General features: G+C 69.1%; 15 protein-coding genes and 6 pseudogenes. 11 read left to right on the top strand and 10 right to left on the bottom strand.

Annotation, left to right across the window (positions count from 1 at the left end; genetic code table 11):
* Positions 1 to 130: 130 nt before the first annotated feature.
* A complete protein-coding gene (locus ACIQWG_RS11985) occupies positions 131 to 877 on the top strand; it encodes a prepilin peptidase (protein WP_404093628.1) in 747 nt (248 codons plus the stop codon).
* A gap of 201 nt (positions 878 to 1,078) precedes the next feature.
* Here ACIQWG_RS11985 and ACIQWG_RS11980 read toward each other — a convergent pair whose 3' ends face one another.
* A complete protein-coding gene (locus ACIQWG_RS11980) occupies positions 1,079 to 2,047 on the bottom strand; it encodes a Twin-arginine translocation pathway signal (RefSeq protein ID WP_404093625.1) in 969 nt (322 codons plus the stop codon).
* Between the two features lie 91 nt (positions 2,048 to 2,138).
* On the bottom strand, positions 2,139 to 2,534 hold the full coding sequence (locus tag ACIQWG_RS11975) for a hypothetical protein (RefSeq protein WP_404093623.1): 396 nt from the start codon (positions 2,532 to 2,534) through the stop codon (positions 2,139 to 2,141).
* 42 nt (positions 2,535 to 2,576) lie between these two features.
* On the opposite strand from ACIQWG_RS11975, the pseudogene ACIQWG_RS11970 reads away from it, so the two are divergent.
* Positions 2,577 to 3,415 (top strand): annotated as a pseudogene (locus ACIQWG_RS11970) (aldehyde dehydrogenase family protein); the annotation flags it as partial.
* 428 nt (positions 3,416 to 3,843) lie between these two features.
* Here ACIQWG_RS11970 and ACIQWG_RS11965 read toward each other — a convergent pair.
* Complete coding sequence (locus tag ACIQWG_RS11965; protein ID WP_404093621.1) at positions 3,844 to 5,094, bottom strand: NADH:flavin oxidoreductase/NADH oxidase family protein; 1,251 nt, start codon at positions 5,092 to 5,094, stop codon at positions 3,844 to 3,846.
* Between the two features lie 95 nt (positions 5,095 to 5,189).
* On the opposite strand from ACIQWG_RS11965, the gene ACIQWG_RS11960 reads away from it, so the two are divergent.
* Both ACIQWG_RS11960 and ACIQWG_RS11955 read left to right on the top strand, forming a co-directional pair.
* Positions 5,190 to 5,801: a TetR/AcrR family transcriptional regulator gene (locus tag ACIQWG_RS11960; RefSeq protein ID WP_404093618.1), complete on the top strand. Its 612-nt coding sequence runs from the start codon at positions 5,190 to 5,192 to the stop codon at positions 5,799 to 5,801.
* Between the two features lie 576 nt (positions 5,802 to 6,377).
* A complete protein-coding gene (locus ACIQWG_RS11955) occupies positions 6,378 to 7,166 on the top strand; it encodes a DUF2461 family protein (protein ID WP_404093615.1) in 789 nt (262 codons plus the stop codon).
* A gap of 70 nt (positions 7,167 to 7,236) precedes the next feature.
* On the opposite strand, the gene ACIQWG_RS11950 is transcribed toward ACIQWG_RS11955, so the two are convergent.
* Both ACIQWG_RS11950 and ACIQWG_RS11945 read right to left on the bottom strand, forming a co-directional pair.
* Positions 7,237 to 8,376, bottom strand: a complete 1,140-nt coding sequence (locus ACIQWG_RS11950) for an AI-2E family transporter (RefSeq protein WP_404093614.1) — start codon at positions 8,374 to 8,376, stop codon at positions 7,237 to 7,239.
* Positions 8,377 to 8,937: 561 nt separating this feature from the next.
* Positions 8,938 to 9,674: pseudogene (locus ACIQWG_RS11945) on the bottom strand (dienelactone hydrolase family protein).
* A gap of 181 nt (positions 9,675 to 9,855) precedes the next feature.
* On the opposite strand from ACIQWG_RS11945, the pseudogene istA reads away from it, so the two are divergent.
* A pseudogene (gene istA, locus ACIQWG_RS11940) lies at positions 9,856 to 11,433 on the top strand (IS21 family transposase).
* A pseudogene (gene istB, locus ACIQWG_RS11935) lies at positions 11,430 to 12,232 on the top strand (IS21-like element helper ATPase IstB). The pseudogenes istA and istB overlap by 4 nt, the downstream one beginning before the upstream one ends.
* Before the next feature lie 40 nt (positions 12,233 to 12,272).
* Here the strand turns inward: istB and ACIQWG_RS11930 are convergent.
* Positions 12,273 to 12,479, bottom strand: a complete 207-nt coding sequence (locus ACIQWG_RS11930) for a hypothetical protein (protein WP_404093612.1) — start codon at positions 12,477 to 12,479, stop codon at positions 12,273 to 12,275.
* Between the two features lie 55 nt (positions 12,480 to 12,534).
* A complete protein-coding gene (locus tag ACIQWG_RS11925; protein ID WP_404093609.1) occupies positions 12,535 to 13,434 on the bottom strand; it encodes an EamA family transporter in 900 nt (299 codons plus the stop codon).
* Positions 13,435 to 13,557: 123 nt separating this feature from the next.
* Between ACIQWG_RS11925 and ACIQWG_RS11920 the strand changes: the two genes are divergently transcribed.
* Positions 13,558 to 14,115, top strand: a complete 558-nt coding sequence (locus tag ACIQWG_RS11920) for a CGNR zinc finger domain-containing protein (RefSeq protein ID WP_404093606.1) — start codon at positions 13,558 to 13,560, stop codon at positions 14,113 to 14,115.
* 789 nt (positions 14,116 to 14,904) lie between these two features.
* On the opposite strand, the gene ACIQWG_RS11915 is transcribed toward ACIQWG_RS11920, so the two are convergent.
* Positions 14,905 to 15,867, bottom strand: a complete 963-nt coding sequence (locus tag ACIQWG_RS11915; protein ID WP_404093604.1) for a serine hydrolase — start codon at positions 15,865 to 15,867, stop codon at positions 14,905 to 14,907.
* Between the two features lie 871 nt (positions 15,868 to 16,738).
* On the opposite strand from ACIQWG_RS11915, the pseudogene ACIQWG_RS11910 reads away from it, so the two are divergent.
* From ACIQWG_RS11910 to ACIQWG_RS11900, 3 genes and pseudogenes are all read left to right on the top strand, one after another.
* Positions 16,739 to 18,047, top strand: a pseudogene (locus ACIQWG_RS11910) (transposase).
* A gap of 52 nt (positions 18,048 to 18,099) precedes the next feature.
* Positions 18,100 to 18,769 (top strand): annotated as a pseudogene (locus ACIQWG_RS11905) (class I SAM-dependent methyltransferase).
* A gap of 84 nt (positions 18,770 to 18,853) precedes the next feature.
* Positions 18,854 to 19,519 (top strand): ATP-binding protein, encoded by a 666-nt coding sequence (locus tag ACIQWG_RS11900; protein ID WP_404093602.1) that lies wholly within the window; start codon positions 18,854 to 18,856, stop codon positions 19,517 to 19,519.
* A gap of 110 nt (positions 19,520 to 19,629) precedes the next feature.
* Here the strand turns inward: ACIQWG_RS11900 and ACIQWG_RS11895 are convergent, their stop codons facing one another.
* Together ACIQWG_RS11895 and ACIQWG_RS11890 are read right to left on the bottom strand one after the other, a co-directional pair.
* Positions 19,630 to 20,181, bottom strand: coding sequence for a DUF3291 domain-containing protein (locus ACIQWG_RS11895; protein ID WP_404093600.1), 552 nt, complete (start codon positions 20,179 to 20,181; stop codon positions 19,630 to 19,632).
* Positions 20,182 to 20,874: 693 nt separating this feature from the next.
* Positions 20,875 to 21,360, bottom strand: coding sequence for a pyridoxamine 5'-phosphate oxidase family protein (locus ACIQWG_RS11890; RefSeq protein WP_404093598.1), 486 nt, complete (start codon positions 21,358 to 21,360; stop codon positions 20,875 to 20,877).
* A 497-nt stretch (positions 21,361 to 21,857) separates the two neighbouring features.
* On the opposite strand from ACIQWG_RS11890, the gene ACIQWG_RS11885 reads away from it, so the two are divergent.
* The gene (locus tag ACIQWG_RS11885; protein WP_404093596.1) at positions 21,858 to 22,172 is read left to right on the top strand and encodes a DUF5133 domain-containing protein; all 315 of its coding nucleotides are present in this window, start codon (positions 21,858 to 21,860) and stop codon (positions 22,170 to 22,172) included.
* Positions 22,173 to 23,028: the final 856 nt, after the last annotated feature.

Raw genomic sequence — 23,028 nt, 5'->3', positions numbered from 1 at the left:
GCCTCCGGCCTGCACGAGCACCCCGTCACGGACTCACACCAGTACCGCTACCTGCGAATTCAGGGTGAAACGATCTCACTGAGGCTGGGGAGACGCACATGCACACGAAGCGGCGCTTAGGCTCCGTACGGTGGAGACGTTCTCGATCACCGCGGCGGCTGTCCTGTGGGGTGCCAGCGCAGGTCTGCTCATACCGCGCGCCGCGTACCGGTTTTCCGTGCCGCACGATGAGCCGTGGCGGGCAGCGTGTCCTGCCGGGCACTCCCTCGCCGGTGCCCGGCGCGGGTGGCTCGGGCGTGCCCGCTGCGCCGACGGGGACGCCTTCGGCCCGAGCACGCCTGCCATCGCCGTCGTCGTGGCCGTGGTCTGTGCTGTGCTGGCGGCCGCGACGGGAGCGCGCCCCGAGCTGGTGGTCTGGCTGGTGCTCGCTACGGTCGGCGTGCTGCTCGCTGTCGTCGACTTCGCGGCGCACCGGCTGCCCGACGCGCTCACCCTGCCGCTCGCCGCGGCCGCGCTCGTGCTGCTCGGCGGTGCCTCGGTGGTGCCCGGCGCCGGCGGCAGCTGGACATCCGCGCTGCTCGGCTCTCTCCTTCTGGGCGCCTGCTACCTCATGCTCTTCCTCATCAGCCACGGCTTCGGGTTCGGCGATGTGAAGCTCGCTCTCAGCCTGGGCGCCGTCCTGGGCTGGTACGGCTGGGCCATCGTCCTCATCGGAACCTTCGCGGGCTACCTGCTCGGCGCGTTGTACGGCATCGGGCTCATGGTCGCGGGCCGGGCCGGGCCGGGCCGGGCCGGCCTGGCGTCCAGGATCCCGTTCGGCCCGTTCCTGCTGACCGGGGCGTTCGTCGGCGTACTCCTGGGCTCCTGCGCCTACTGAACAGGGGGCAGACTGCGAGGGCTCCTTGAACAGCAGTGGTGCGGGCGGTGAGGCCCAGGCGTTCGACGCGGGCCGGGGTGTCAGTGGCCGGCCCTGCGTGCAGCTCATGCACGTGGCGGCCGAGTTGGCGCTGACGAGGGTGATGAGTCTGGCGTTCGTGGAGCGGGTATTGCAGGAAGTTTTGCACCGACCCTGCGGCCGTCACGCGGATGCGGCGCCGGATGCCTCTACGGGGGGCGGCAGGGTGCGCAGGCGTTCCTGCAGATCGGCCACGTACTCGGCGGGGCGAGCGGCGAGCAGGCCCTCCAGGCGGCCGAGCCGGGTGCGGGCGGTGGCGCGCAGGCGGCTCGGCGGCACCTCGTCGAGGACATCCAGGGCGCGCTGAGCGGCGTCGGACGGTTGGTCGGAGGCCTCGGCCTGGGCGAGGACGAGGGTGGCGGCGGCCCATCCGGGGGTGCCGTGGGTGCAGGCGGCCGCGGCGGCTTCGGCGCGGGAGCGGGCCTGTTCGGTGCGGCCCAGCGTGAGGTGTGCCTCGGCTTGGTGCAGGGCGAGTTCGGGCTCGTCGAAGCCGAAGCGCCCCGGGGCCTGTCCGGCCGGGTCGGTTTCGAGTCCGGTCAGTGCCACGTCGAGGGCGGCGCTTGCCTCCCGGTCGCGGCCTTGCTGAGTGAGTGTGGGCAGCAGCGCCCAGGCGTGGAGCTGGGCGCGGACCAGGCCCGCGGGGGCCGTGGCAGCGCCGCGCTCGGCGTACCCGAGCGCGGCGGTCAGGTTGCCGGTGTGGCGGGCCACCATGCTCTGTGCCCCGTATGCCCACGCGGCCAGCGCGGTATCACCGCACCGGTTGGCGTACGACACGGCGGTGCCCAGGTGGGTGCGTGCGCCAGTCGGATCGTCGAGGTGGAGGGTCAGGTTGCCCAGCAGCCCCGACAGGCGCCCGACCTGGCGGTGCAGCTCGGTGCCGTCTGCGCCAGCAGCGAGCAGCCTGGTCAGCAGGGTGCGGGCCGCGCGGACCTCCCGGAACAGCACCGGGACGGGGTGCTTGTTGTAGTTGAGGTGGTAGTGGTCGGCGGCGGCTTCGGCGAGTTCGCCCAACAGCGGGCTGCCTTCGGGTTCCGCCAGGAGCGCCAACTGGAGCGACTCTCTGACCGAGGGGAGCCCAGCATCGGTGGTCATCGGATCCGCCCCTTCCCGCCGGCCGGGTGCGGCGACGTCGGCGTCGTTGCGACCGTGGCGAATCGTTTGCGTTGGCGTCAGGAAGGACTGTTCACGCGGCGGCGAGTTGGAAGAGTTCCGGTACGCCTTGGGCGCGGGCGTAGGGTTGGAAGCGGGGGAGCAGGGCTTCGACGAGACTGACGCAGCGGGGTGCTCCGGTGCGGCGGGCCAGGAGCAGGGACTCGGTTGCGGCGGCCGCCGCGGGCTCGGGTTCTTTCAAGTCGAGATAGCTCGCGGCCTGGTAGGTCAGGAAAACGCCTCGAGTCTTGTCCCGGGCGGCGGGGAGCAACCGTTCGCCTTCGGTGATGAGCTGGTGGGCGCGGGCGGTGTCGCCGAGGTCGAGGAGGGCCTGGCCGGAGTCCACGGCGAGGTCGGCCTCGGAAACCCAGGCGCACCAGGCGGGCCGGTCGGTGCCGGCCTCGTTGAGGTGCTGCTCCGCTGCGGCCAAGGCACGCAGAACGGCGCGTTGTTCGCTGCGGTCGCCGCGTGCCGCCAGGTCGCGAGTGACGCGGGCCGCCGTCTCATCGGCGCTTCACTCGAATTCGGCGGCAGGAACGCCATGATCGTCCTCGATGGCGCAGACCTCGAGAAGGCCGCCGACGGCGCTGTCGCCGCCTGCTTCCCCTCCGCAGGACAGCTGTGCGTCTCCATCGAGCGCCTGTACGTGGCCGAGTCCATCCGCGACAGGTTCGTCGCCGCATTTGTCGCCCGCACCAGGAAGCTCAAGATCGGCGGTGCGTACGACTACAGCATGGACGTCGGCAGTCTGACGACCCCCTCCCAGCTCACGACCGTCACCGCACACGTCGACGAGGCCGTCGCCAAGGGCGCCACCGTCCTGGCGGGCGGCAAGGCGCGGCCGGACCTCGGGCCGCTGTTTATGAGCCGACCATCCTCACCGGCGTGACCCCAGACATGACGCTCTACGACCACGAGACCTTTGGCCCCGTCGTCTCCGTCTGCTCCTACCGTGATGTCGACGAGGTGATCGCCCTGGCCAGTTCCACGCTCTACGGCCTCAACGGCAGCGTGTGGTCGCGCGACGGTGCGCGTGCCCGCGCCGTGGCCGCCCGGGTGCATGCGGGCACCGTCAACGTCAACGAGGCCTTCGCCGCCGCCTGGGGAAGCGTCGGCGCACCGATGGGCGGCATGGGCGACTCGGGCCTCGGCCGCCGCCGCGGCGCCGACGGCATCCTCAAGTACACCGAGCTCCAGACCGTCGCCCATCAGCGCATCCAAGGGTTCACCCCGCCGGCTCGCATCTCGCCCCAGACCTGGGCCACTCTCCTGAGCGGCGCACTCAAAGTCATGAAGGCAGCCGGCATGCGCTGTGCACCGATTGACGATGCAGCCCCGGCCCCGATCGGGCCGCACCGCGAGAAGAGGGTGGCCCGTCCACACGACGGGCACGCCCTCTTCGCTATTGCCGGCCCTCTGCCGCGCCACGGTGGGACGACCTTCCTGGGCCTGGTGTGGGCACGGCAGCACGGCGTGGAGCCGTGGAGCAGTCTTGGACAGCTCCGTTGAGCAAGCTGAGCCCGCGTCAGTCAGCAGTATGGCCAACCGCGCGCCGGGCGCGGCGTCCGGGCGATGCCGCTGCAACCGACGGCGTACGTGTTGTCCCGGCCTGGGCGAATAGGCTGGTCCCTCGTTGAGCACATGCCCCGGGAGCAGTCAGCGGATGTGCCGAGTGTGCCGGGTGTGCCGGACTGATCCGGCCGCATTGGCGCATGTGAAGGGGATCGCCAAGGGGTGGGTCAACGGACCGGGGTGCTCTGGGCCTTGGAAAGCCAGGTGCGGTAGCCGCGCAGGGCCTTGCGCTGCTGTCGCTGCTCGCACATCAAGGCGATCGCGGGGTGGGTGCCGGGCTTGGCCGTGCGACCACTGGCGAGGCGGCGCATCTGATGGCGGACTTTTGCCATGCCGGCAGCCGAGGCGAGAGCCTTGTCCGACCAGGTCACCGGTTCCATCTGGCGGTCCGCCTCCCGGTTCTGCTGCCAGCGGTGGGGGAGGTCGGGGGTGACCGACAGGGCGGTGCCCATGCCGACGACCGCCACGCCGCTGTCGAGAACCTTCTCGGCGGTGACGCGCTGGGTGATGCCGCCGGTGAGCATGAGCGGGAGGGGGCTGGTCTTGACCAGGTCCTTGGCGAGGTCCAGGAAGTAGGCTTCCCGGGCCTGGGTGCGGTCGTCGGCGGGGCGGCCGGTCATCGCAGGGCTCTCGTAGCTGCCGCCGGACAGTTCGACCATGTCGACGCCGAGCGGTTCGAGCATCGCGATCACCTGGCGCGCGTCGTCGGCGTCGAAGCCGCCGCGCTGGAAGTCGGCCGAGTTGAGCTTCACCGCGACCGCGAAGGACGGCGGGACGGCGGCGCGGACCGCCCGCACGACGTCCAGGAGCATCCGGGCCCGGTTCTCCAGTGATCCGCCCCACCGGTCGGTGCGCTTGTTGACCAGCGGGGAAAGGAATTGCGACAGAAGGTAGCCGTGCGCGGCGTGGATCTCGACGCCGTCGAAGCCGGCCTGCTCCGCGCGATGGGCCGTGACGGCGAACCGGGCCACGGTGTCCTCGATCTGCTGCGCGGTCATGGCCGTCGGGCGGCCGAACCGGCTGCTGTGCTTGCCCAGGGAGACGCCGAGGTCGGTGGGGCCCCACACGACACCGGGCATGTCGGACGCCACCTGACGGCCGGGGTGGTTGATCTGCATCCAGATCGATCCGCCGCCGGACTTGCCGGCCTTCGCCCACTCGGTGAACGGCGTCAGGGGTGCGTGCTCGTCGAGCACGACTCCGGCAGGGCCGGTCAGCGCCTCGGCGTGCACCATCACGTTCCCGGTGATCAGCAGTCCGGTGCCGCCGTCTGCCCAGCGGCGGTACAGCGTGAAGAGCCGCTCGTCGGGAAGCTGGCCGTCGCCGGCCATGTTCTCCTCCATGGCGGCCTTGGCGATCCGGTTGCCGAGCACCTGCCCGGAGCTGAGGAGCAGGGGTGAGAACAGCTCGGTGATCATCGTCGTTTTCCTCTTTCATGTCGATCACTTACGATGTATGCACCACTCACATTAAGGCCCGATGTGAGCACTGTAAACATGGGGGAGTGTGACCTATGCCGCAAAGCAGTACCTACCATCACGGCGACCTGCGCGCCGCGTGTCTGCTGGCCGCCCGGGAGCTGCTGGAGGAGGACGGCAGCGCGGCCCTTTCGCTGCGCGCGGTCGCCCGCCGGGCAGGCGTGTCGCCGACCGCTCCCTACCGTCACTACCCGGACCGCGGTTCGCTGGTCTCGGCGGTGGCCGCCGAGGGGTACCGCGAGCTCGCCGAGCAGCTGGCGGCGGTCCACGCCGCGCCTTCGACACCGGATGATCTGGCCGAGGTCGCGGTGGTCTACGTCCGGTTCGCGCTGGATCACCCTGCCCTGTTCCGGGCCATGTTCGCCGAGCCCTGCGACCCGACCAGCGCGGAACGGGTCGCCGCGACGGCCGTGATCACCGAGTACGTGCAGGGCATCGTCCGCGATGCCTTCCCGGGGGCGGACAGCTCGGGCGCCCTGGCGACCACTGTGTGGGCCCTCGTCCACGGTCTGGCGTTCCTGCACCTCGACGGGAAGCTGGACAGCTCCACACCCGAGGTGGTCGCGGACCAGGTACGCGCGTCCGTCTCCGCGCTCTTCGCCGCGGCACCGGCCCTGTCCCAGGGGGCGGCGCCGGTGACCGAGTGAGCGTCTGGCCCGGCGGGCGGCGGCGGTGGGGAACGTGACCGGCAGATCAGCCGCGCGCGGTCACCTGCGAGGCGAGGCGAGGCGAGGCGAGGCGAGGCGACGCGAGGCTCGGCAGGGGCACCTGTCGAGCCTCGCTTGAGCCAACGGATCACCCTGGCAGCCTGCCGGCGCGCCCGGCTGGAGCTGGTGGCGGAGGGCGTGTGGGAGCCGGTGGGTTTGAGCGAGGAGGGCTTTCCGGGTCCTGGGTGGTGTCCTGCGTGTCCTGCGCGGGCGTGTCCTGCCACATCGTGGGGCTGCGGTCGATCGGATGCTGGGCTTGCGTCGGGGCCGGGTGGGGGCGGGCTGCTGGACGGTGTTCCGGTCGCTGCCGCTTCTGGTCCGTTGTGCCGGCCAGCGGTGTAAGGACGCTGCCGCTGTGCCGGCTGCGGCCTGCGGCGCTGTACCGGGCGGGACGTTCACCGCTGCCCGGCAGATGTTGGTACGCGTTGCCCTTGCCGGTCGGCGGACGCCGAAGTGCCGGCCGAGGACCCTGCTACCGGGCACCGACGTGATTCCGGACGCCAAGAAGACCACGCCTTGTGGCCCTTCGCCGTCGTCGAGGTGCTGCGGGTCACCGGCATCCTGGTCGAGGAACTTGCCGAGCGTGCCCACCAAGGCCAGATCCAGTACCGGCTGCCCACCACCGGCGAACTGCTCCCTCTCCTGCTGGTTGTGGTGGGTTATTGTCCGCGCATGCGTGGACAGTTCACGGGCTGGCCGGAGCAGGCCATGGACGTGTTGTGGCAGCTCCAGGGCGAACCGGCCCACGCAACCCGCGAGCGCTGCCGCGCGGACCGCGAGCGCCTGGTCCGGCTGCCGATGATCGCCCTGCTGAACGAGATCGCGGACGCCGACCCCCGGTACGAGGACTTCTCCGTATGGCACTACCGCACCGACTCCTGGTGGTGGCAGCACCAGGGCGCGGTGATCCGGCTCGGCCGCAAGATCGAGATCGGTCTCCGGTTCGACCTGGACGGTCTGCGGATCCAGGGCGCCTGGTGGTACCCCGATCCCGGCCAGGTGGACATGTTCCGCAGGGCCGTGGTCTCCGAGGGGAGCGGCCGCGAACTGTCCGCCATCGTCGAGGACGTGCGGAGGAAGGGCTACAACATCTCCGGCGACGTGATGAAACGTCCCCCGCGCGGCTATCCGGCAGACCACTCCCGCAGTGACCTGCTGCGCCACCGTTCGCTGGTCGCCGCCCGTCTCCTCGGCTGCGAGGAGTGGCTGCACACCCGTGAAGCGGTCGACCGGGTCCTCTCGGCCGCCGCCGATCTGGACGCCCTGCTGATGTGGCTGGTCCGCCACGTGAAGCGCGCCGCCTGACATCACGGGGTTGCCGCGCGGCACGGGAGGAACCACGTCCCGTGCTGTTGGGGGTGGGCATCGGTGTTCTTTAGTCGTCGTCGGGTTGGGTTTCGGGTGTGTTTTCGCGTGTGTTTTCGTGGGGGTGGGGGTGGTGGAGTGTTTGGTAGATGGTCCAGGTGACGGCGACGGTGGGGACGGCGACGATGGCGCCGATGAATCCGGCTGCGACGGCTCCGGCGATGACAGAGAGTGCGACGACGAGGGGGTGCAGGCGCACGGCCCAGCTCATGACGAGGGGGTGCAGGAGGTGGCCTTCGATCTGGCCGATGATGACGATCAGGACGACGACGATCAGAGCGGTCAGCGGCCCCTTCGTCGCCAGTGCCACGACAGCGGCCACGGCAAGGGCGACGGGTGAACCGATCAGGGGGATGAACGCGGCTGCGAATTCGAGCAGGGCCAGGGGGAGGGCGAGGGGGACACCGAGGGCGGTGAGCGCGATGCCGACCAGAGTGGCGTTCGTGGCGGCGACCAGAAGGATGCCGTGGGTGTAGCCGGTGAAGGTGTGCCAGGCGGCGCGGCCGGCGGCGGTGAAGCGGGGCCGTGCTGCCGGGGGAAGTTGGTCGCACAGCCATTGCCACTGCCGGTCGCCGGAGTGGGTGAAGAACACGGCGCAGAACAGGGCGAGGGCGAGGACGGTGAGCACTTCGAGGAGGCGGCTTGCGCCGCTGAGGGCTTCGCTGATGAGGGTGGAGCGGTGGCTGGAGAGGAGTTGGCCGATCCGGGACTGAAGGTCGTCGAAGGTGCCCGGGGCCAGGCGGAAGGGCGCCTCTTCCAGGCGTCGTTCGATCCGGTCGGTGCCGGCGGTGAATTCTCGTGTCAGGGTGGTGCGCTGGTCTGCCACGATCTCGCCGATCAGGGCGAGGATGCCGAGGACGGCGGCGATGCCGACGGTGAGGGCGGCGGCGACGGCGAGCGGGCGGGGCATGCGGCGGGCGAGGAGACCGGCGACGGGGCGCAGCACGGTGGTGAGGACGAGGCCGAGGAAGACGGCGACGGCGATGCGGTGGAACTGTCCGAGTACGGAGAACGCGGCCCGGACGACGATGCCGATGGCGATGATCCGCCAGGCGTAGGCGGCGGCGGTCCGCAGTGGGCCCGGTACCCGTGATTCCGCGCCGCCCGGGGTTGGGGGCGGCGTGGCGGGTGGTTCGGGGGGCGCGGGCATCTCCATCCTCGGTACCACCCGGCGCCCCCTAGGGCGCGCGGCCGGCCGGGAATTCCTCCTGAAGGCCGGTACCCGGGCTCCGGGCCGGGGGAAAGGGGAGGTTGCCCCGCCGGGCGTTACGGCGTTCGTGAGGCACCCCCGCCCGTGCTCCCTTCCTCTTGGCGGCGGCGGCAGCAGCGGTGGTGGTGGTGTGGGGCTGTGCTTCGCGTGTCGCTGCGCCGCCGGGGACAGGTCCGGCCGGGGGCAGGTCCGGCCGGGGGACAGGTCCGGCCGGGCCGGGGCGGATGTGATGGCCGCAGCAGGCTGCCCGTCTGCCGCGGACGCGCCGCCCGGGGAACGAGTCACGAGCAACGGCACGGCACGGCCTGTACGGGCAATGCGGGTCGGGTCAGGCGGGGCGTGCGGATGGCGGAAAGGCCGATGAGTTTCGATGTCGTCGGGGCGCTTCTGGTGTCGCGTCAGCAACGCGCCTGCCCTGTGGCGTTGACATGAGCGGTTCGCCGGGTGCCCCGCCGGATCTGTGTGCCGATCGGGTGTGTCGGCCACTGCGAGCGGTGGATATCAGGTGAGATGCCGGGAGAAGAACCGCAGCGAGTTGTCCAGCTCCGATGCCGGCAGGTCACCGTGCTTGCCGGGGTTCGCGTGGAGTGTCTTGTCGGCCGAGGCGAAGGCGTCGAACAGTGCCAGGCTCCGGTCTCGCGGCACGCGTTCGTCGTCCCACTGCACCAGGAACTGCACCGGGACCGTGATCCGCGCGGCGTCTGCGGCCGAGGCCGGGTTTCCGCCCAGGCCCAGCACGGCGGCGCGGATGCGGGGTTCGGCGGCGACGAAGGGGACGCCGAGTCCGCATCCCAGCGAGACTCCCCAGTAGCCCACCGGGCCGACGCCGACCGGTTGGAGCTGCTGGACGGCGTCCAGAACCGCCTGCCATTCCGGGACGGTCTGGTCGGCCACGAGGGCGTGGAAAGCCGCGATGAGTGGTGCCAGTTCTTCTCCAGCTTCCAGGCGTGCCTGGTTCTCGATCGCGATGCGGTGGTACTTCTCGTCCGCAGGCCGGTCACCATGGTTCGGCACGTCGACCGCCACCACGGCAAAACCGCACTCGGTGACGAAGCGGCGGGCACGGCCCCAGATGTCGGGCGCCTTCTTGTGCTGACCACCGCCGTGGCCCATCACGATGAGTGGACGAGTACCGGCAGCATCTTCTGGCGTCCACAGAACGCCGGGAATCTCGTTGAGGACAAAGAGCTGTTCCAGACGCCGTCGGAGGAACTGGTTTTATCGGTGAGTCCTGACACCGGTTGTCGATCGGCGGCGACACCGCGCGGTGTTGGCGGAGAGTGATATCGCCGAGTTTTGACACCACTTGGGGGCTTGCGGTGGGAAGCTGGGGGTGCTCTGCGTGGTGAGGGGGCGCCGGTGCCACCGAAGTCCAAGGTCGATCTGTACGCGGCGATACGCCGCGATGCCCGGGCGGGGATGTCGAACCGGGCCTTGCAGCGCAAGTACGGGGTGGGCTTTCGGACGGTGAGGGCGGCCATGGAGTCCGTCTGGCCGGAGCCTCGCAAGCAGCTGCCGCCCCGCAAGACGCGGCTCGACGTCGTTCAAGCCGGCCATCGATCAGATGCTGCGGGCGGATCTGGACGCGCCGCGCAAGCAGCGGCATACCGTCAAGCGGATCTTCGACCGGCTGCTGGACGAGCACGGTGCGGTGGAGGTGACCTATCCGATGGTGCGGGCCTATGTCGCTGTTCGCCGGCCGCAGATACGGATCGAGGCGGGACGCGGGCCGCTGAACGCGTTCATCCCCCAGACCCACATGCCGGGGACGGAAGCCGAGGTCGACTTCGGCGACGTGACGATCCGTCTGGCCGGCGAGCAGGTCAAGGTCTACCTGTTCTCGATGCGCCTGTCGTACTCCGGCAAGGCGGTGCACCGCATCTTCGCCTCGTGCGGGCGGGAGGCGTTCTTCGAAGGCCACGTCCACGCTCTCAGCGTGCTGGGCGGCGTCCCCTGCGGCAAGGTGCGCTATGACAACCTGCGGACCGCGGTCGCCCGGGTGCTGGGCCTGTCGAGAGCGCGGGTGGAGAACGAGCGGTGGACCGCGTTCCGTTCGCACTACGGAATCGAAAGCATGTACTGCCGCCCGGGCCTCGAAGGAGCCCACGAGAAGGGCGGAGTGGAAGGCCAGATCGGCTGGTTCCGCCGGAACCACCTCGTCCCCATCCCGGAAGTCGACTCCCTCGCCGAACTCAACGCGATGGTCGAGCGGTGGGACGCCCAGGACGACGACCGCCGCATCCGGTCACGGCCCAGGACGATCGGCGAGTACTTCGCCGCCGAACGCCCACTGCTGCAGCCGCTGCCCGACGAGCCGTTCGAGACCGGTCGGCTGTTCAGTCTCCGGGTGGACAGATACGCGCAGGTCAGTGTCCGCACGAACCGCTACTCGGTGCCGGTGGGACTGATCGGACGCACCGTCCGGGTGATGCTGCACGCCTCCGAAGTCGTCGTCTACGACGGACGCAAGGAGGTCGCCCGGCACGAGCGGCTCATCGCCAAGGGCCAGGCCCGCCTCGAGCTGGACCACTACCTGGAGGCCCTGGTCCGCAAGCCCGGCGCCTTCCCCGGCGCGACCGACTGGAACAGGCCCGCTCCGCAGGCAAGTTCACCCCCGTCCACGACGCCTGGTGGGCGGCCGCCTGCAAGGCCCACGGTGACCGGGACGGCACCCGCGCTCTGATCGAGGTCCTGCTGCTGGGACGGCATCTTCATCACGAGTACCTGGTGACCGGGCTCGCCGCCGCCCTGCGGGCAGGCGCCCTGACCGCGGATGCGGTCGCACTGGAAGCCCGCAAGGCCGCCGAGGCCGACGAAGCCCTGTCCGTCACGGTAGATCCACAGCCGGACCGGGCGAGTGTGACGTTCCTGACCGAACGGCGCCTGGCCCACCTGCCGCCCGACAACCGGCCGCTGCCGTCGGTCGCGGCCTACGACCAGTTGCTGCGGCCGAGGCGGCCGGCCGACCACTCCGCCGTCGAGGGAGAAACGCCATGACGACGTTCAAACGCCACCGCGGGCTGACCGAGCAGGCCGCCGACGCTGCTGTCGACCAGGCATGCCGGATGCTGCGGCTGCCGACCATCCGGGCCCAGTTCCCCGAGCTGGCCGAAGCCGCCGCCCGTGACCAGATGTCGTATCGCGGCTTCCTCGCCGAGCTGCTGATGGCCGAGTGCGACGACCGGGCCCGCCGCCGTTCGGAACGGCGGATCAAGGCCGCCCAGTTCCCGCGCGAGAAATCGCTGCGGGCCTTCGATTTCGAGGCGAACCCCAGCGTGGACCCGGCGGTCATCCACACCCTGGCGACCTGCGAGTGGGTCAAGAAGGGCCTGCCGCTCTGCCTGATCGGCGACTCCGGCACCGGCAAGTCGCACCTGCTGATCGCGCTGGGCACCGAAGCCGCGATGGCCGGCTACCGGGTCCGCTACACACTTGCCACCAAACTCGTCAACGAGCTGGTCGAGGCCGCGGACGAGAAGGTGCTGACCAAGACGATTGCCCGCTACGGCCGAGTCGATCTTCTCTGCATTGATGAGCTGGGCTATATGGAGCTGGACCGCAGGGGCGCTGAGCTGCTGTTCCAGGTGCTGACCGAGCGCGAGGAGAAGAACAGCGTCGCCATCGCCTCGAACGAGAGTTTCAGCGGCTGGACCAAGACCTTCACCGACCCCCGGCTCTGCGCGGCCATCGTCGACCGGCTCACCTTCGGCGGCACCTCATCCAGACCGGCACCGACTCCTACCGCCTCGCCCTCACTCAAGTCAGGGCCGCCGCTCAGGACACTACCGCAGGCTGACCCGTATGCCTCGCCCTGCTGGTGGTGTTCCAACAAGAAGCTACCGCCGGTCGACGGAGAGGCTCTTGATCATCTCGCCGTTGACCAGGACGACGAGACAGCCGCAGCCGCCGACGCAGTATTCGACCTCACCTTCAGAAGTGCGGTGGTGGGACCTTAGCGTCCACAACTGCGTTTCCGCCGGAGTCGGCTTGTGGCAGACGGGGCAGCGGTCGTCCGACGGCGTCACTGCGGATGCGGGAGTCATGCCACCAACATGACGTCACCGTCTAAAGCACTTCAACCATTACATTGGGCGGGACTCACGTGGGACGAGCGCCGGAGCGATCGGCAGGTCCGACGCGCTGAGCGGCGCGGCGCACCGACCAGGCGCCAGCCAGGACTACCAGCGCCATGGCACACAGTTGACGTGCTGTGAGCTGCTCGCGCAGCAAAACGAAACCGACCCCTGCCGCCACGGCTGGGCTCAGTGTGAGCAGCACGCCGAAGGCGTGCACATCGATGCGCCGCAGGACCGTCATATCCAGCGAGTACGGGATCAGGGAGGACAGGAGGGCCACCGTGAGCCCGGTGCCGAGGACGGCAGGGTGGGCCGCCACCGTGCCACCGTCTGTGAGGGCGGTGATCGGGGTCAGCATGCAGGCGCCGCAGGCCAGCGCCAGGGTCAGGCCCGTCCAGTCGGGGAACAGGTGCCCGACCCGCTGACTCAGGACCACATACCCGGCCCGGCACAGCGCGGCGGCGCCCCCCAGCAGCAGCCCGGCGGTGGAGAGCGAGGCTCCCGGGGTGGCCAGCAGGAGTACACCCACAAGCGCTAGCAACGCCACCGCGAGGTGCTCAAACCGACGGGACAGAACGATCGACAAGGCGAGCGGCCCGAGCAGCTCCAAGGTTGCGGCCACCCCGATCGGCAGGCGGCTGATGGCCTGGAAGTACGCCAAGTTCATGGCCGCGAAGACCAGACCGAGTGAGATCGCCGCCCGCCACTGCACGGCCGTGACCTCCCGCAGTCGCGGCCGGACCAGTATCCACAGGATCGCGGCCGAGAAGAAAAGCCGCATACCGGCCAGCACCGTAGGGCCGGCTGTCCCATAGGCGTCCTTGGCCACGGCTGAACCCGCTTGAAGGCTGACGATCTGAGCCAGCATCAACGCCGGAGCCGTCGCGGCGCCCTGCCACGGTGCGCGGGGGATCTTCACCATCGTGCTCCTCCGGGTCCTCTCCGTGGTCGGCACCGCCAGGCTCTGCCTGACGACCGTGCTGGCCACCCGGCCTGCCGCCGCGCACCACTACGGCTCGGACGCATACGATGATGTAATTGCCTTATGCATTTCAACCATTACGGCGGGGAGGCCGCCCGGCTGGCCGCGGACCTGGTCAACCTGACCGCGCCACCACCTCCTGAGCACCTGGAACCACTACTCGCCACGCACGGCGTGGTGCACCGCACGCTTACCGCCGCGCAGGCCGAGATGATCTGGACATGGAGCCGGCGCCTGGCCGCGTGCTTCGGGCCGCAGGACCTCGAAGAGCGGTGCCAGGCAGTCAACACACTTCTCGCCGACGCCTCCAGCAGTCCCCGGATCTCCCTGCACGACGGCCGACCTCATCTGCACTACAGCGCCACTGGCGCCGACGCAGCCGCGCACATCCGAGCCGTCACCGCAGCCGGACTCGCCTACGTCGTGTGCTCCGCCGGCGCCGAACGGCTGGGGCGCTGCGCGCGCCACGACTGCGGTCTGGCGTTCGTCGACACCTCCCGCAACGGCCGACGCGTCTACTGCTCCGTGCGCTGCGCCAATAACGACGCCGTGGCACGTCACCGCAAGCGGGTCCACGGTGACGCCCCGCCGTCAAATGCACGCAAGACCCGGCGAACGTGACCGTCCGGGACGCCGCCATTTCACGTCCCACAGCAAACGGCGCCGCTGGCCTCACCCACCGACAACACACCCCTCCCCAGAGCGGGTGGTGTCAGTTCTCATCAACATTTAGCGGTCCGGTGATCGACAAGTGCTGCCCGAAGTCGTCGATAACCGGTGTCGGCTCTCACCTCCAAAGCCAGAGGACGTCTCAGAGATGAGGCGCAAAGCGTTTCAGGCCTTTCGGGGTGCCTTGCGGGCGCTCCCAGGGCCATGCGGGGGAGGGAGGCCCGATCTGTCACAGTGTTGATCGGTCTCACCTCCCTGAGTTCGCGGCGATGCACGGCGGCACGGAAACGATCACGGAGCCTTCAGCCGGGTCCGGTCACGTAGGCCGCCGGAACGAACCTGCCTGACCGGGCGTAAGCCGCCAGGCTGCTCCTCGTATGACGCTTGCTCACCTGAAACACCAGCTCTTCCCGCGCCCGGCCGGGCTCCCCGCAGCCGAGCTCATCAGACCGTGAGAGGCCGGCGCGGCAGCAGCGGGCGATGGTCTTGGACAGCAGCCTTCTCGACTGGGTCCCGGCCAGGGCGTTGACGAGCTTGGTGGCCGGCTTGAGCGAACGCGGAACCCTGCATGGCGGCCTGATGTCCGGTGCGATCAGCAGAGGGGAGTTGCTGGTGGCACGATCCGCCGTTCCACCGCAACAGCCTGGGCGACGTCAGAACGAACGGCACTGCCCACTCGGTCAGCAGGCGATTGCTATCGGCAACTCGAAACGACTCGCGCTGCCGAGGCACCAAGCCGGCTCACTGCGGCCAGGGCCGGACATGGGTGCTGGCCGCACCGACGGCGGCTCTCGCCGCGCGTTCGACGAGTGTGATCCCGTTCTCCATGGTGGTGTTACCGCTGCTGAGGACGGATACCAGGTACCGGTGGCCGTGGACGGTGGTCTGGCCGGTGCTGTTGATGACCCACCGGCCGGTGGTGTTGCGCTGGATCCAGCCGTTCTTCAGCGCCCAGGAGGAGCCGGGGGAGCCGGCCGCGGACACTCCCCAGGCCTGGTCCTCGTCGATCTGGGCCATGAGTTCGCGGATGTAGGCGCGCGATGACGGGTTCAGGCCGCGGGGCGGGGGCGGGGAGGTGAGGGGTCCGTGGGTGAAGACGGCCCGCAGCAGGCGGACCTGGTCGGTGGCGGTGGTCTGGGTCAGGCCCCAGCTGCGGCCGGGACCGCCCCGGGTCGAGTCCAGGCCCAGCCGCTCGTGCGCGGCGTCGAGCCCCTCGGCTTGTCCGATCACCTCCCACAGGCTGTCGGCGGCGGCGTTGTCGCTGCTGCGGATCATCTCGGCGGCTTCCTGGCGTTCGGCATCCGTCAGGTCCCGCTGCTGGTCCTGCGCCTGGAGCAGCAGCGCGGCGAGGATGCCCAGTTTGCTGATGCTGGCTGTGGCGAATGTCCCCTTGGGACCGTAGGAGGCGATCTCCCGGTCGGCGCTGTCGAGGTCGAGCACCGCCACCGCCAGCCGTGTCTCACCGTCCGCCGTCAGTGGCCTGAGCGCCCGTGCGAGCGTCGCGCCCCGCTCCTTGCGCGGCGCCGCCGGGCCGGGAGCCGCCCGCAGCGCGGGGTCCGGCGCCCTGGGGAGTGTGGGTGTTGCGGTGGGGGAGCAGGCGGCCAGCGACGCCAGGACTGCGGCGGCCGCGCACGCGGCGCAGGCCCGCAGCGTGAGCGCGCGCAGGCCGTGCAGGGCGGGCGTACGGTTCGGTCCGTCGGACATGAGCGGGGCAGGCCTTGGCAATCCGTGAGCGAAACAACAGCAAACAGACAGAAAATATGGCAAGCCGCCGGTGATGGCGGACACCTGCCACCCCGCCAGCGCGTGTCGTTCCCCCAAAAGAACACCCCGCCCGGCCATCCGGACGACCACCCGCCCGGCCGAAATGGCCGCTACCACCCACCCGAACACCCGCCTGGCCGCACCCCTCCCGATCTGACGCGACCCGGTACTGCCCCGCCACCCGAGCACCCGTCCGGCCCGGCGGCTCCACGTCCCGGCACGCCCGCCCGGGCCGCCGCGTCATCTGTCCCGGACCGCGGCCCGGGCGGCACCGTCCGGCGGCCGGCCCGAACGGGACCAGAGCCTGTGCAGGGCCCGGCCACGGGGTGCCTGCCCACCGCTGGCGGATGCCGCCAACCTCTCACCCCACCCCCTGAACGCCACCCGCCCACTCCTGAACGCCACCTGACGGACACTCACCCCGACCAACGCCGCCCACCTCGACACTCACACCAGCCACCCCTGCCGGGCGGCGAACCGAGACCAAGCCGTACGACCGCCCTCCCACGGAGGGAGAGCGATCAACCCCGCGTACGACGCCGCCCCGCCGCGGTCAATGTCACGCTCGCGCCATGACCGCGGACGACCAGACACCCAGGCACTCACCATCCCGACGGCCGGCCGGACGCTGATCGTCACGGCGCGAGCCCGCTCCAGGGCCGACCTCTTGTTTTCATCCGCGACCCGGCGAGCCCCGCGCAGACAGGCCGAGCCCCCGGGGTGAGCTGGTGTCGCCAACGGCCACTGAGACGGCGGACCTGTGAGTCCTGGGATCAAGACGCCGTGTGCCCCGCATGCGCTCGTGACCTGCATGAATGAACGGACCTGGGAGGATGGCTTGACCGTGTTCTGCGGTATCGACTGGGCGGAGCGCCATCACGCCGTCGCTGCCGACGTCGCCGTCGGCAGCGACACCGGCACCCTGCTCGCCAAGGCCCGCATCAGCGACGACGCGGCCGGCTACCACAAGCACCGGACCCGTTGGCCGAACACGGCGACAGCCCGGAGACCCCCATACCCGTGGCCATCGAGACCAGCCGCAGCCTGCTCGTGGCCGTCCTGCGCACCGGCGTAACCGCAAGGTCTTCGCGATCAACCCGTCGGCCGCCTCCTGCTACCGCGACCGACACGGCGTCAGCCGCAGGAAGTCCGACCCGAACGACCCCTGATCCTGGCGGACATCCTGCGCACCGACCTGCACGCCCACCGGCAGCTGCCCGCCGACAGCGAGCTCGCTCAGGCCATCACCTGCGGGCCCGAGCCCAGCAGGACGCCGCCTAGAGCCGCCAGCAGGCCGCCAACCAGGTCCGCTCGCTGCTGCGCGAGTACCACCCAGCCGCCCTGCACGCCCTCCAGGGCAAGGAAGGTGGCCTGACCAGAGCAGACCCTCGGATGGTCCTCACGCTCACCCTCACCCTCGCCCCGACCGCGGCGAAGCCGCGAACTCACCTCGCCCCGGCTGCGTGCCACCCTCACGCGCAGCGGCCGCACCCGCAGCTTCGACACCGAGACCGCACGGCTGCGGGAGATCTTCCGCTCCGAGTACGCCCGGCATCGCCCGGCCGTCGAGGACGCGTTCGGTCACCACCTTCTGGCCCTGCTCAAGCAGCTGGATGCCACCTGGCCGGGCCGCGGACGACCTCACCGCGGCTGCCGAAGCCGCGTTCAAGCAGCACGCCGACAACGAGAATTCTGCTCAGCTTTCCCGGCCCGGCCCGGCCCGGCCCCAGCCCCGGCCCCAGCCCGGAGCCAGGGTGCTCGCTCGCGAGATCGGCGATGACCGGACACGTTTCGCTGACGCCACAGCCCTGAAGCCGTACGCAGGCTCGGCACCGACCATCCGCGCCTCCAGCAACAAACACTTTCGCCGGCCGGCGGCTCGTCAAGAACAACCAGCCCACGCACGCCGGCTCCCTCAAGGCCTTCTCAGCCCTCACCGCCGCACCCGGAGCCAACGCCCACCACCACCGTCGCCTGCGCGAGCACGGAAATGGCACAACGCCGCCCAGCGCCACCTCCTCAACCGCTCCCTCGGACGGACAGCTCCACCATGCCCCCAGACCCGCCAGCCGTCCGACGAACAACGTGCCTTCTCCCCGCTCCTTCAACCACCAGCGTGACCCACAAGCCCGGACAACCGGCCATGTCAGCGCCCCGGCCTAGATTCACCGCGTGAGTGAGCCTTCCTACCGCGCCGCGGTCCGGGAGTCATACGACACCGTGGCCGACGACTACGCCGCCCTCGTCAAGTCCCCGTCCGAACTGGACCCGTTGTCCCGCTCGATACTGACCGCGTTCGCCGAACTCATGCAGACATCCGACCGAGGACCGGTCGCCGACCCGGGCTGCGGACCCGGAAGAGTGACGGCGCACCTGGCCGGACTCGGGGTACCTGCAATCGGCATCGATGTGTCCCCAAAGATGATCGAACTGGCCCGACGTACCTACCCGGACCTGCGCTTCTCCGTCAGCTCCATGACCGAACTGGAGATCGAGGACAACACGCTCGGCGGCATCCTGGCGTACTACTCCACCCACCACACACCTCCAAAGCTGCTGCCGGCCGTGTTCGCCGAGTTCCACCGCACCCTGGCACCCGGCGGACATCTCCGCCTCGCCGGCCACGTAGGCGCCGGTGAGCACCGCCTTCCGACACACGGCCATGGCGGCCACCCCGTGTCCTACCGCGTCGTATCGGCTGCCCACACACCAGCTCGCCGACCTGCTGAACCAGGCCCGTCTCACCATCACCGCTCAGCTGGTCCAGGAGCCCGACGAGGAACTGAACTGGAAGTTCGCCAGTTTCCTGGCCCACAAGCCCACCACCGGGGAACCGGCCTGACTTCCCAACCCCCCGAGACGTCTTGGCCCGGGCGGCACACGAAGTCTCAACCCAGCCCTCATCGCCGGGTGAGACACTCACCCCGTGAACGCATCAAGGGCTTCATGGGCCAACACAACACACGACTGGTCCAGCTTCGTCGATGCCGACCACCTCTCACACATCCGCCATAAGCCCGACGAATTCGCTCCCGAAGGGCCTTGGCACCTCGCCCTCGAGGTACTCGCCTACGCCGCCGACGAAGCAGCAAGCAGGGGCCAGGGGCGATGCGTCGTTGTCCTCCATCCCGACGGCTCCCTCTCCGTGCGCGACGACGGACGGGGCACCGACACCCGCATGGACGAGCACGGCCAGAGCGTGAAGAAGCCCGTCATGGCCACGAAAGATCTCCGGTTCTTCGACTTCCCGCAGGCCCAGATACTGCCTGACGGCTACCCGCGGCGCGGCATGTCCGTGGTTGCGGCACTCAGCACATGGCTCGTCCATACCAACCGCCGCCTCAACGGCGCCTGGACCCAGCGCTACGAACACGGCGTTCCCGTCAGCGACCTTCACCCCATCGACGTCGACGGCACAACCGGGACACTGGTCCATTTCAAGCCGGACGACTCGCTGGGCCCGGTGCCCCTGCCAGCGGACGGTGATCTTTCGCGCCTGACCACAACCTGGCCGCACCTGGACGTTCACGTCAATGACCAGCGACTGCGGCCACACGAGCCGAAGTCCCCCAACCAGAGCCGGCAACACTGATCAGCCCCCTGACTCTCCCGCTCGCCGAGGAAAATGACACAAAAGCGGAACCGCGTCACCGACACGACTGCGGAACTCGGCCAGGGCAACCTAGCGCCGGCCCACATGGTTCAGCACCCTCTCCTCGGCCCGATGCCTTCGACCCTGGTCGCAGTTCCGTCCGGGGCGAACGAGTCGTGGAAGGTGAAAGCGTGCGGCGCGGAGCCGTGGTCGCGCAGATGCTCCAGCCTGGAAACCCCGTCCCGCCAGGTGGGAGTCACCCCGTCAGAGATCCACCAGAACACGTAATTCGGGTGCCCTGTCCTCTCGAACCAGTCGTAACGCCTGTTCAACGCCTCACGATGCAGACCCCTATAGATGGCCTCAAAGGCGGGGCGCAGGCCGTTCCAAAGCGAGAGGGTCGCAGCCAGGGCGGTAGTTTCCCGCGTACGGCCCTTCACGTACCAAGCCGGTACGGTGAACTCTCCCCACGCACCCCAGTCCGCCTCGAAGAACTCACCCCGATCACCGCCCGCCGCTTCAGCACGCGCCAGGAATCCCGGCTGCTGACCTATCTCCCGATAGACGGCCTCACCGATGCCGTAGAACTCACGCGTGACAGGTCCGGAATCGGCGAGAGGTGACTTCAGGACACCGAATGTGTACAGCGCAAGACGGGACATGCATCTCTCCCTAGTTGGGTGCCCGGAAATGGACCCGGTTCGATGGCTTATGCATGCGAACGAACATGCGTGGAGCGTGACCAACTCATCCCGTCGCAGACGGCTCAGCCTGAACGAACTCCTGTGCGGCCGCGAGCGATCGCCGAAGACCAGGCGAAGGTAGCTGCCTCCACGGGCCATGTCGAAGTTGCACTTTCCCAGTCCAAGTGGCCTCTTGCACCGGTCATTGCGGAGGCCGGGCAGGGACGGGCGGAGCATGCCACGGGCCACCAGCGATCCGACTCGCCCAATCGGTTCACCCATACCCGACCGCACCCCCCGTCCGATCGCCCGGGAGACGGGGCCCTGTACTGGCATGCCGGGCAGCCGTCCCCGGAGTCGTTGGCCGAGTCCTTGCTACGGCACAACGGCATGCGCCACTGCGATCTGCCGCCGCCTTTCTGGCCCTTGCATGAGGATCCACGAGGGTCAGCTCGTGGGAGCTGAGGAAGGCGACCCGGATGGGGAACACATGCCCTGGTGGCATTCCCGGTGGATTCCCCTTCGCCTTCAACGGCTCGGGAGACTATCTCAACAGGATGCTCCTTCGCTTCCACTGAACTGGGCTGGGCTTTCTGATCGTCAGCCCGTTGCGATGGCCCCGGTGAGACCGAAAGGTCTCCTGTCAGCCCCACATGCGATACCACCTCAAGCTCAGCTCGACTTCTTGGCGAGTTCGGCGAGGAACTGCGGCATTCGGCCGGCACCGAAGTCGTAGAACCGCGCCCAGCGCGGCTCGAGCGCGATACGCGCCATCCGGTCGTACATGGCCCGGCAGTTCCGCTCGAACTCGGCCGCGTACTCGGCATCGAAATTCTTCCGCGCGGCTGCGAGATACTCCGGTACCACCCCGTCGACGATGGTCAGATGCACCACACCGCGCACCGACAGCGTCCTGGCCGAGCCCGGACCGTCGCCGGCCTCGATGGTCAGTGCGACTTCGGGGCGGGCAGACAGCGCCTTCACCTTGGGCGCCGTGGCCGCGGTGGACATGACGATCTCCTCGCCGGTCCAGAAGATGCCGATCGGGACGACGCGCGGCAACCCATCGAGTCCGTTGTAGGCCAGCCGCGCCATAGACGCCTGGTTCAACAGCTCCTGTGCGTCGGCCAGCTCCTGCTCCATCTGGCTGGGGTCCATGATCGCTTTCCTCCTCTGCCGGGTGGCCCTTAGCAGCCGCTCATGTCCCTGGGACGAAACCGTCCGACCGTTCTCGACATCGCGGCCGGAACACCGTCCACTTGCCGCCCACTGACACCAGGTAACCGTGCCGCACGCGACCGGTCGCACAACCGGATAGGGGTCCCAGCGCCACGCACCCGCTTCGATCAGACTCGCCCGCCTCCGACTGCCCACTCACCACCTCACCTTCCCCTCACTTCACCGCCCCCGGCGTCTGCGCCGACGCTCCTGAGCCTGACCCGGCCCGTCAGCCCCCGTGAGGCAGCACGCCGACGTATCCGCAGCATCGAGGCTCATGGTCGTGCAGGTGTAGACCTTTCGGTGTGGGGCACTTGGGGACTGTTCGTCGCTGTTCGGCATGCAGCAGTGGCGTGAGAACGCTGCTGGCAGCACGTACCTCCTGGTGGCACCTCCCTCGAAGGTGCGGGGCTGTGGTCGGGGAGAGAGGAACCGTCATGATCCTTCCGGCTGAGCGGGAGCGGCGCGCTGCGCTGGCCCGATTCGCTTCCGCGCGCATCGAACACGACGCACGCCCTACCGGCAGCACGAGCCGCGCGCTCGATGACGCCACCTACACGCTCTGCGTGATGACCGCATCCCGCAGCCGCGAGCAGGCGCTGCTCGCGGCAGACGCCCTCCTGCAGCGATACCGCACCGACCACCATGAGAGGATCGCCCGGCAGGACGAGACACCCGCCGACACGCCGCGTAATGGACGACCTGTCGAGGCAGCCCCTGACACCACACGGCTGCAATCAACAGGCGCATGACACACACAACAGCTCTCCGCGATCCGGCGCGGGTCAAAACCCGCATGGCACGGGGGCGGAGCCTGCCTGCACTACGGCGGTCCAGCTCCCAGCAGATGAACTCCATCCGCTGCAGTGGTACCGCGCCGGCCGTACCGAAGACGGGCAAGGCCCAGGCGCTCCTCGCCCGTCAGCTAGTGTCCCTGTCCCTCGGGGACCAGACGGACCGAGCAAGCAGCGGCACACGGTCACCCGGATCCTCCAACGATTGGCCGAGGAACATGGTGCCAACGCCTGCTCTCGATGCCGTGGTGCAATTTGAGCGCGATCCACACGCCGGATAAGTTCCAGCCGACGTTCAGCTAATTTGGTGGCAATGCGCGCGCCCCGTCAGACTAAAACGTAACTAAATTCCGCCCTCGGCGCGGGCCTTTTTGGTAAGCCGGCCGTCAACACCTAGGCAGAGAATATCAGTTCATGGAAAATCAACGATGCCTACCCAAGCAGGTCGGTGTTGACTGGAAACGACGGTTATCTAAGGTGAACTCGTGCTCTTACCGCGGCCTTACAGTAGCAGTAGCAATAATTTCGGCAGCTCTTACGAATTGCAATATGAGCGATATGGATCTAATTATGTTACAGGAGAGGGGGATAATGAAGGATGCATAGAATACGAATTGAGGCAGCGTCAGTTTCGGTTCAAGCCGCGGCAGTTCCGCGTTCCGGGGGCACCGCTCAGGCGCGTTTTTGGGAATTCGCGGAGCGAATTCCTAGCAGAATTGCGGAGCAATTCGACTGATCGTCACGGAGTGACGATCAGTCAACTCGCTTGCGAAGCAAGCGTGTTGCCGTTGCGTAGCAACGGCGCGTCGTGTCT

Origin of the sequence: Streptomyces sp. NPDC098781 (genome assembly GCF_044759995.1) — a bacterium.
Taxonomy (GTDB): domain Bacteria; phylum Actinomycetota; class Actinomycetes; order Streptomycetales; family Streptomycetaceae; genus Streptomyces.
This window is presented reverse-complemented; position numbering and strand designations above follow the sequence as displayed.